The 10,992-nt window shown below is 66.1% G+C and carries 2 protein-coding genes; both read left to right on the plus strand.

Translation table 11 applies throughout. From position 1 onward, the window contains the following. Position 1: 1 nt before the first annotated feature. Positions 2-4,612: an Eco57I restriction-modification methylase domain-containing protein gene (locus AC3DE3_RS03675; RefSeq protein WP_488368987.1), complete on the plus strand. Its 4,611-nt coding sequence runs from the start codon at positions 2-4 to the stop codon at positions 4,610-4,612. Beyond that, complete coding sequence (locus tag AC3DE3_RS03680; protein ID WP_488368988.1) at positions 4,609-10,992, plus strand: DEAD/DEAH box helicase; 6,384 nt, start codon at positions 4,609-4,611, stop codon at positions 10,990-10,992. The genes AC3DE3_RS03675 and AC3DE3_RS03680 overlap by 4 nt, the downstream gene beginning before the upstream one ends.

A 10,992-nucleotide genomic window follows, 5' to 3' on the forward strand; every position in this document is an offset into this window, starting at 1 on the left:
CATGGCGGCAGACAGCGCGATCGTCAACGTCGAGGAGTGGATCAGCGAGCACTACCTGACCACCGACGAGACCAAGCAGTCCTATCTCGCCCAGGTCAAGAACCTGGTCAAGGGGTGGAAGCAGGATGTTGCGGACGGCGCGGTATCGCCGCTCAAGCGCCTTACCGGCGAGCGGCAGGCGCTTCTCGCATCGCTGTCGCAGCTCGCTCCCGATGAGGACGGACGGATTCCTGCGGCGGACGAGGCCGAACGCACTCGCCTGCGCCGAGCTCTCGGCTATGGCACCCCTGCCGAGTTCGCGTGGACGCGCGGGGACGCGTCGTGGACGGCACAGGCATGGGCAGGCGACGGTATGGTGCTGCTTGAGGCCGAGCCGGTGGACACGGTCGAGGACCTGCGGGGCGCTACTGCCCTCGGCTCTGTGACTCTGGACGGCAAATCCAACGCCTCACAGATCGGGAAGCTGGTCGGCGAGCTGTTCGTCTCCGACACACCGCCGGCGTTCGTCGCGGTGCTCGCGGGTCGCTGGTTCCTGTTGGCCGAGCGCGAGTCGTGGCCGCTGGGTCGTTCGCTGGCGATCGACCTCCTGCTTGCCTTGGAGCGCAATGACACCCGCGCGGGTGGCGAGGTCGAGCGCGTAGTGGCGGCGGCGAGCCGCGAGTCCTCCGAGCGTCGTCCCGACGGCACGGTGTGGTGGTCCGAGGTGTTGGAGGATTCGCGCCAGCACTCGGTCAAGGTGTCCGAGTCTCTGCGCGAGGCGGTCCGCGAGTCCATTGAGCTCATCGCCAATGACGTGCTAACCCGCCGACGGCGCAATGGCCTGAGTGCCGACGACGTGGATGGCCAGCTGCTGGCCCGCCAGTCGCTGCGCTACCTGTACCGAATCCTGTTCCTGCTCTTCGCCGAGGCCTCACCCGAGCTGCGCATTCTGCCGGTGGGTTCCACCGAGTACGACGACGGCTACGGCCTCACCCGCCTACGGGACCAGATCCTCGCGCCGCCGGCCACGCCGCGTGAGGAGCAGGGCACCTATCTGTACGAGTCGCTCGCTCTGTTGTTCCGTCTGGTCGATCGCGGGCATCATCCCGTCGAGGATCCCGCGCTGGCGCCGGGGTTGGAGTTCAACGAGCTCTCTGCGGACCTGTTCTCCGCGTCTGCCACGGCGCTCATCGACGAGGTGCGGCTGTCCAACATCGCGCTGTACCGGGTGCTCGCCAACTTGCTGCTGACCCCTGAGCAGGCGGGTCGGGATCGCGGCTTCATCTCCTACGCCACCCTGGGCGTCACCGAGCTGGGCCAGGTCTATGAGGGCTTGATGTCGTACTCGGGGTTTATCGCTACCGAGGACCTGTGGGAGGTCGCCCGCGGTGGCGATGCGTCCAAGGGGTCGTGGGTGGTCGGTCGGGACGATTCGCTTGAGGTTCCGGCGGGCGATCGCGTGCTGCGCCGCGATCCCGTGACCGGCGAGGACCGGTGGGTCACGCACCCGCGCGGGTCGTTCGTGTTCCGCCAGTCTTCGCGGGACCGGGAGCGGTCGGCGTCGTTCTACACGCCACAGGTGCTCAGTGAGTTTGTGGTGGGTCAGGCGATCGAGGAATTGGACGCGACTGGCCGGATCGACAGTGCCGAGGACATCCTCTCGCTCTCGATCTGTGAGCCGGCGATGGGCTCGGGCGCGTTCGCCGTGGAGGCGGTCCGCCAGCTCGCTGAGCTGTACCTCGACCGGCGCCAGCAGGAGTTGGACGACGAGATCGACCCGGAAACTCGCACGGCGGAGCTGCAGAAGGTCAAGGCCTACCTCGCCCTACACAACGTGTACGGGGTGGACCTCAATGCCACCGCCGTTGAGCTGGCAGAGATCGCTCTGTGGTTGGACACCATGACGCCGGGCCTCCAGGCGCCGTGGTTCGGACTGCACCTGCGCCGCGGCAACTCGTTGATCGGCGCCCGGCGCGCTACGTACTCGCCGACGCAGGTGGAGAAGAAGCAGTGGCTGGCCGCTGAGCCTCAGGATGCACCGATGGAGGCCTTGGCCGCTGCGGTCGACGGCGAAACCGGAGTCGATCCGTCCCTGCGCGGCCGGATCCATCACTTCCTCCTGCCCGCCGCCGGCTGGGGTTCGGCTGCCGATGCCAAGGACCTCAAGCCTTATGTCGGGGAGGCGCAGGCCGAACTCAAGTCGTGGCGCAAGTCCGTCACGGTCAAGCCCACCAAGACCCAGGTGCGGCGTCTCACGGATCTCGCTGAGCGCACCGAACGCCTGTGGCAGATCGCGCTGGTGCGCATGCGGATCGCCGACGACCAGGTGCGGCGGAAGATCGACGTCTACGGCACCGACGTCACCACACCCGCCAACCCGGTGTCCCGCGCGGTGATCGAGGAATCGTTCGCCGATCCTGGTAGCGCCTTCCAGCGGCTGCGCCGCGCGATGGACGCGTGGTGCGCGATGTGGTTCTGGCCCCTCACGGAGGAGCGAACGACCGTCGGCGGCGAGGTGATCACTCCCCCAAACCTGGACCAGTGGATCGATGGTCTCGAGGCGCTGCTGGGGAAGTCGTACTCCGACGCGCAGAAGGGCAGCAGGAAGTACGGCCACAGCGACGACCAGGCCCGCCTTGGCGGCGACCTGACGTGGGCGGAGATCGACTCTGCTGAAGACATCGACCGCTCCCTCGCGCAGGAGGCACGGATCGATCAGGTTCTCCGCGACCATCCGTGGCTGACGATCTGCAAGCGGGTAGCCGATGACAGTGGTTTCTTCCATTGGGAGCTGGACTTCTCCCCCGTCTTCGCTCTTGGCGGCTTCGATCTGCAGGTGGGAAACCCGCCGTGGGTGCGGCCGCAATCGGACATCGAGGCACTCCTTGGCGAGTCCGACCCGTGGTGGATTCTGGCGCACAAGCCGACACAGGCCGCGAAAAGCGACCGCCGAGACCTCACATTAGGCAGGCCAGGGGCGCTAGACATTCTAGTAGAAGGCCTAGCAGAGACGCTTGTGACCTCAGCCTTCTTCAGCAGCACCGTTCAGTACCCGCTCCTCGCCGGACAGAAACCCGACCTCTACCGAGCGTTCATCCAGCGAAGCTGGCGTTCAGCTGGCGACAATGGTGTAGTCACGCTCATCCACCCTGAGTCGCACTTTACAGAGAAGAAGGCGGCACCACTGAGGCGTGAAGCCTACCTGAGGCTTCGGAGACACTGGCAGTTCATCAACGAGCTGGCACTATTCGACGTTCATCATCTCGTCACCTATGGCATCAACACGTACGGTCGCCACCAGGAATTTCCATCATTCTCGTCGGCCACGAACCTATATCATCCGGCAACCGTCGCAGATTCGCTGCTTCATGACGGAACAGGCCCACTGCCCGGCCTGAAAAATGACGAGGGCAAGTGGGACCTACGCCCCCATCGAGACCGGATCACCCACATCGACGAATCCACTCTCGAGTTGTGGAAGTCGATTCTTGAGGACGAGGACACGCCCGCCCTAGAATCGCGCATGATCTATTCGGTGACTCGCGAGGCAGAGGGCGTTCTTCGGAAACTAGTCGTAGCCCCAAGAGTCCGCGAGTACAGTGCGGGTTTCTCTAACGGCTGGGAAGAATCGGCCGATAAGAAGCGGGGATACTTCGACACGATGTGGTCCATACCAGAATCTTGGGCCGAAGTAATTATCCAAGGTCCACACCTAGGAGTATTAAACCCACTATCAAAACAGCCCAACCCGACTCTCAAAAATAATCTTGACTGGTCGGAAATTGATCTAGAGGCAGCGTCGCCTGAGTTTATACCTGCGACCGCATACCGCAGGATAGTCGATCCAGCAACCTACGCAGACTCATACAAAAAAATTCGTATCGCGAACGGGCCACCCGCTAGTTTGCGGAACTTTTTCCGAGTCGTTTGGCGCGACATGGCCTCCACTACTGGGTTCCGGACTCTTTATCCCGCAATTATCCCACCAGGCACTGCAAATGTAAACGCCGTCGACTGTCTCGTCGCTGCCAAGCCCGAAACAATAGCCTTGATTTCTGGTGCACTTTCCTCCATTCTGATCGATTACACTGTTCGGACTGCCGGTAAATCACATCTGTACGGCGATGCTGTCGGTTTTCTCCCTAGCCTTCCGCCGGGCCCTGCAAGATCTCCTGTTATCTCAAGATCGCTCAGACTCAACTGCCTCACCTCTGCTTACGCTCCTCTCTGGGAAGAAGTCACTGGCATCGAATGGACTCCCGAGCTCTCGCTTCGCAAGGGCGAAGAACGCCGCCAGGCACAAGTCGAGATCGACGCGCTTGTCGCGCTGGCCCTCGGCGTGACTGCCGACGAATTGTGCATGATCTACCGCACCCAATTCCCGGTGATGCGCAAATACGATTCCCAGGACCTCTTCGACGCCAACGGTCGCAAGGTCGCCGACGACGTAGCGAAGCTTGAACGCAAGCTCAAGCCTGGGCAGGAACTCGGTGAGGATCAGCGCGCCTGGACGCACCCGCAATCCGGGGCGACCTACGTGTTCGAGTATCCCTTCCGGATCCTCGACCGCGAGGCCGATATGCGGGCCGCCTACAAACGTTTCGCACGCGAACTCACGGAGGACAACGCATGAGCGCACTGCTGCCCCTGGCCGCCGCCCAGCAACTCCAGGAAGGGATCGGAGAATATCTCTCCACCACCTTCGCCCTGGCCGACACGCTCACCCAGAGCGCGCTGACCGCGTTCGTCGGCAACCGCAGCACCGGGATGTTCCAAGGCCCCTTCGTGCGTACCCGCATGCCGTTCGAACCCGCCGCCGAGGGCGCCTCCGAGGTGCTGGACTGGGCCCCCACGACCTTCCCGTTCCGGCCCTACGTTCATCAGGCCGCCGCCTTCGAGCGCCTCTCGAGCAGGCCCGGCCCGGATTCCCCCGAGCCGTGGCGGCGCCCCGACCCCACACTCGTAGTGACCGGCACCGGGTCCGGTAAAACCGAGGCCTTTCTCTATCCCGTCCTCGACCACGCCGTGCGCGCCCGCAAGCAGGGCCTGCGGGGCGTCAAGGCACTCCTGCTCTACCCCATGAACGCCCTGGCCACTGACCAGGCCGAACGCCTCACTCGGCTCCTTACTACCGAGCCCGGGCTGGCTGGGATCACCGCAGGTCTCTACACCGGCGAACACTCCGGCTCAGGCCGCACCACCGTCAGTTCTGCGGGGCTCATCACCGACCGCGCCACCATGCGCGAGGATCCCCCGGATCTCCTGCTGACCAACTACAAGATGCTCGACCAGCTCCTCCTGCGCCCCGAGGACGCCGACATCTGGCGCATCTCCGCACCGGCGCTCCAATACGTCGTGCTGGACGAATTCCACACCTACGATGCCGCGCAAGGCACGGATGTTGCGCTCCTCCTGCGACGGCTCGGCCTCGTCGTCGTCAACCACCTCGACTCCACCGACGCCGCGCCGATCGCCCGCACCGACGTCGACCGCGCCCGCCCCCTCGGGCGGATCACGCCCGTCGCCACCTCCGCCACCCTCGGCGACGACGGCGACACCAAGGCCGTCCGCGAGTTCGCCGAGACGATCTTCGGCGAACACTTCCCCGCCGAGGCCGTCCTCACTGAATCCCGCCTCACCGTTGACCAGTGGATGGGCGTGCCCGCAACAGACCGGGTGCCCACCGGAACCTCGGCGGGTCCCGCCCAGATCGAGATCCTCAACGCCAGCATCGCTGAGCGGATCGAACGCGGCGAGGACACCGCCGAGGCAACCTACGCCGCGTACTGCACCGAAATTCTGGGACTGTCCGAGGAGGCCGCCCTCGACGCGGCGCTGGACGCCACACGAACGCACGATCTCATCGCCCGGATCCTCACCCACTCCGCCCATGCCATCAGCCTGAGTGAGCTCACCGCGCTGACACTACCCGCCGAGCACTCACGCCGCAGGCAGGCCACAGAGCAGTTCCTCGCCCACGTGCTCGGCGCACTCAGCCATCTTCGGGCCGAGATCACCTCGCGTGACCCGATCGTGGGCCGGACCCTGCCGTCTTTTGAATCACACCTCTGGGTTCGTGAACTGTCCCGCCTCGACCGCGCGGTGGCCACCGACATCGCCTACCGCTGGCACGACGACGGGCCCGACGCCTACCCGGAGGACGCAGCCGAGGCCGACCTCCAGTCGTCCCGAGACCACCTGCCCGCGATCTACTGCCGACACTGCGGACGCGCCGGCTGGATGACGGTGTTCGAGCCCGGAACCGAGACCCCCACCTTCACCCCGGACACCATCCGGCGCGCCTCTCTCAACGACCGCACCTCCACCCGTGCACTCATCTCCGCCGACCAGGAGGTCAACGCGGCCCTGGATAGCGATGTACCGCTGTCCCAGGTGCGTGGCTCCCGCGACTCGACCACCTCGCTGATGTGGCTCGATTCCCCCCAATCCCAGCTCCGGACCGCGGAATCGTTTGATCCCACAGGCGACGTGGACCCACGGATCGTCCCGGTACTCCTGCACACCGGTGCCGCCGCCAAGGAGCTCTCCGAGCGCCAGACGTGTCCGGCCTGCGGGACCCGCGACTCGATCCGCTTCATCGGATCCGCCGTGGCCACCCTGCTCTCGGTGGCACTGTCCAACCTCTTCGGAACCCGCGGACTCGACAGCGCCGACAAGCGCACCCTCGTGTTCAGCGACTCCGTCCAGGACGCCTCGCACCGCGCCGGCTTCGTCCAGGCCCGATCCCACGCCTTCGCGCTGCGCACCGCCATCACCTCGGCACTCGACGGCGACTCGATCCGACTGGATCTGCTCGCAGGGCGCGTCCAGAGCATGGCTCAGACCCCCGTCCAGCGCTACCATCTGCTCCACCCCTCCCTTGCCGACCGCCGCTCGTTCGCCCCCTTCTGGGACCCCAAAGCACCCGCTGCCCAGAAGCGCAAAGCCACCAGGTCCGTCGAAGACCGACTGTTGTTCGACCTCTCCCTCGAGTTCGGACTCCGGTCCACCGTCGGCCGCACCCTCTCGCTCACCGGCGCTGCGATCGCGGAGGTCGACGCCTCCCCCGCAGTGCTTACAGCCGCCGCCAAGGCCGCGTGGGACGTCACGACCGTCGAGTCCACGCTGACCGAGTCCGAGCCAAGCGCGACCGAGCTCCTAACGTGGGCCCGAGTAGTGGTGGAGCGGATCCTCCAGCGCGGCGGCATCAATCATGCCTGGGTGCGCGAGTTCGTACAGACCGACGGAAACACCTGGCACCTCAACAAGCGCGCGGCCCGCGCCAAGGGAGTGCCGGGCTTTCCCATCGGCGGAACACCGATGTTCCCCCGAGTCGGATCCACACTCACCGGCGACTCCTACCGCAACGGCACCGACGCCGTGGCCAGCAGCCGGGGCTGGTACGCGCGCTGGACCGCCCGGCACCTGTCTGTCACACCCGACAGTGGAGCGAAGCTCGTCACCGCACTCATGGACGGTCTCGCGGAGGCCGACGTGCTCACCGCGACCACCACCGAAACCAACGCGAAGGTATACGGGATCGACCCCAAGCAGGTGGTCGTCACCGCCGAGGAACATCCCGCAGAGCTGCGCTGCGACGTCTGCCACAACGCCACCCCCGCCGCTGAATCCGTGCGTGCCCATGTGGCCGGCGCGCCGTGCCTGACCGTGGAATGCCGGGGGCAGCTACAGACAGCCCCCATCGACTCAGGCAACTACTACCGCCGTCTCTACCACTCAGCCAACAGCCGAGCCGTGGTCGCGCGAGAGCACACCAGCCTTCTGGAGAACGCCGAGCGGGCGCGGATCGAGAAGCAGTTCAAGTCCGCCGCCGACGAGCCCGGCGCGCCCAACGTCCTGGTTGCCACCCCCACCCTCGAGATGGGCATCGACATTGGAGACCTCTCGTCTGTCATGCTCTCGTCCCTGCCGGACTCGGTGGCCAGTTACGTTCAGCGCGTGGGCCGCGCCGGACGCCTGACCGGCAACTCGCTCGTGGTGGCACTGGTGCGTGGGCGGGGCAAGACGCTGCCCGTCGTCCACGACCCACTCTCGATGATCAACGGGGCCGTCCAACCCCCCGCCGCGTTCCTGTCCGCCGCCGAGATCCTGCGCCGGCAGTTCCTCGCCCACGCGATCGACTCGCTCCTGCTCGAGGGCATCCACCCTGAGGGCCGCAGGGCCCGGGACGTGATGTCCACCCAACCCGACGCCTTTATCGCCGTCCTCGGTACCGAGATCCCGCCGCGCGTGGAGGGCCTGCTCGAGAAATTCCTGGGCAGTCTCGGCACCTTTGTCAGCGAGACCGCGGCCGCTGACCTGCGGGGGTGGGCAACCGGTACCACCTCTGACGGCACACCCGCGCCCCAGTCACTCACCTCCACGCTGCTTCTCGCCGCGCACCGCTGGCGCGACGAGTATAAGGAACTGTCGAACCGCCTCGACTCGCTCGACGCGGTCCTGGTCGTGCTGGGTGAGCGCGTGGACAGCCCCGGAGCGAGCGATCAGGACGAGGACGACCATCGCGCCGCCGAGGCGTCCCTCAAAGCCACGCTGCGTCAGCGTCGCGAGCATGTCCAGGAGTACTGGATCTCCGCCTTCGAGCGGTATGGGCTGCTGCCCGGGTACCAGCTCCTCGACGACACGGTGGACCTCACCGCCTCCATCTCCACCTACGATCCCGAAACCCTCGAGTGGGACGCCACGTCGTCCACCTTCACGCGGTCCGTCTCCTCCGCACTCACCGAGCTGGCGCCGGGGAACTCTTTCTACGCCGACCGCATGCGGATCGAGATCAGCAGCGTGGACATGGGTGCCGACGGCGATGCCCTGGAGAAATGGCGCCTGTGCCCCGCCTGCAGTTACTCCGAGACCGTTCTGGCCGGGGCCGCGCCCGGCTCGTGCCCGGCGTGTGGCGCCGCCGGCTACGCGGACACGGACCAGCTGATCGACGTGATCCCGTTGCGCCGGGTCGCCGCCCAGGTCACGCGCGACTCCGCGACCGTCGACGAACGCCACGAGGACCGGCACCGTCGCCGGTTCACCGTGGCACGGACCCTGGCGTGGAAGTCCGACGACGCGAGCTCCGCCTGGTTCGTGGAGAACAACGGATTCGGCGCGCGCTACCTCCGCAAAGCCGATGTCCGCTGGCTCAACCTCGGCACCGGGCACGGAGCGCAGCTGATGGTCGGAGGTGACCAACCCGCCGCCCCCCGGTTCCGCCTGTGCGAGTACTGCGGGCACCTCGACTCCGAGGCCGGGAACAACTCACGCCGCGACCACCGGCCCTGGTGCGTCCACGCCACAGCGACCGAAGAACACTCCGTCCAGGTAGCCCTCGGCCGCACACTCGCCACAGAGGGGGTACTGCTCTACCTACCCAGCACTGTCTCCACCTACGACGGATTCGCCATGCCCAGCCTCGTCGCCGCGCTCAAGCTCGGCTTCAAACGGGTACTCGGAGGCGACCCCAGCCACCTCGACGTGGCCTCCGTCCTGGTCCCCCAGCTGGGCACACCCTCCCCCGCGCTTCTCATGCACGACCGCGTACCCGGAGGGACCGGATATCTTGCCGGCTTCACCTCACCCCACCAGGTGTGGGAACTGCTGCACGCCGCGTGGGAGGCGGTCCGTGACTGCCCGTGCGCCGAAGAGAACCGACTCGCTTGTCCGAAGTGCCTCCTGCCCCACTCCTCCCCAGGCGACGTGGACCGGACTTCCCGCGCCGCAGCGGAGACCGCGCTGTTGGCGCTCCTATCGGGCGGAGGGCACGACGACACAGCGCCCTCCCGCGACGACTGGACGATCGTGGAGACGCAAGAAGAGGACAAACTCGGAGATTCCGCGCTGGAGGTCCGCTTCCGGCACGCGTTCCGGACCGCGCTCGAGAACACCCGGGCCAAGATCACGGAGCTGCCCGCAGGCAAATACAGCAAACTGCAGATCCGCATGCCCGGATCCAAAGTCACCTGGGACCTCCAAGCCCAGGTGGACGCCCCGGGCGCCTTGACCCGGCCCGATTACGTCCTACGACCCGACAACCAGAACCTGCACACCTTCGCCATCTACGCCGACGGCGCCAAATACCACGCGACCCCACAACACAACCGAGTTGCCGACGACGTGGACAAGCGGGAGGCGATCCGCGACATCGAAAGGTGGGTCCCGTGGGCGATCACCCATGAGGACCTCAACGAACTGGAGTCAAACGCCAGTGCCGTCACCTGGGGGAACCCCGCTCTTGCAAATAACCTCAGCTCGACACTGGGGATTACACAAGCGCAGTTCGAGGTCGCGGCGGGCGACCCGGTGACATTCCTGGTCAAGTATCTCCTCGACCCCGACGTGAATCAATGGCGCTCGGTCGGCGACGTCAGCGCCGCGTACGGACTTGCCACCAGCACCCGTAACGGTGCCGTCCGCGAGACAATCCGCCCGCACGCTCGCGCCACGTTCACGGGCGATCCACGCAAACCGTCGAGCCTCACTGTGGACTTGGCAATCGATGCTTCGGACGACGCCGTCGCATCGGACGGATACCTGGCCGACTGGCGCTGGTTCCTGCGATGGTCCAATCTGCTCTCTCTGCGCAAGACCCGGTCGACGATCCGAGTGGTCGACGAGCTCGTCGTCGTCACCGAACCAGAAGTCGCGGCGGCCGCCGAACCGGAGGTGGCGGTATCCACCGAATCCACTGCGGTCATCCTGCCCGCCGAATGGCAGGAGATCGCCGAGCAGATCGAGCCCGACCTCGACGAGTCCCTCCGCGAGCGGGAACTGATCGACCTGCTGGCCCCACTCGACGTGCCAATACCCGACTACGGCGAGGAGCTCGCGGGGCAGATCGCCTCGTTCTCGTGGCCGGACAAGCGTATTGCGGTGATCGTGTCGGACTCCGAAGATATGGTGCGGTCGCTCACATCGGGTGGTTGGTACGTGATCGACGGGTCGGCTGACGACGTTGCCGGGCAGCTACAGGCCGCCCTGAGCGGCGAGAGCGGAGAGGGGAACTGA

Source organism: Dietzia sp. IBK-p2-16D (assembly GCF_057773085.1).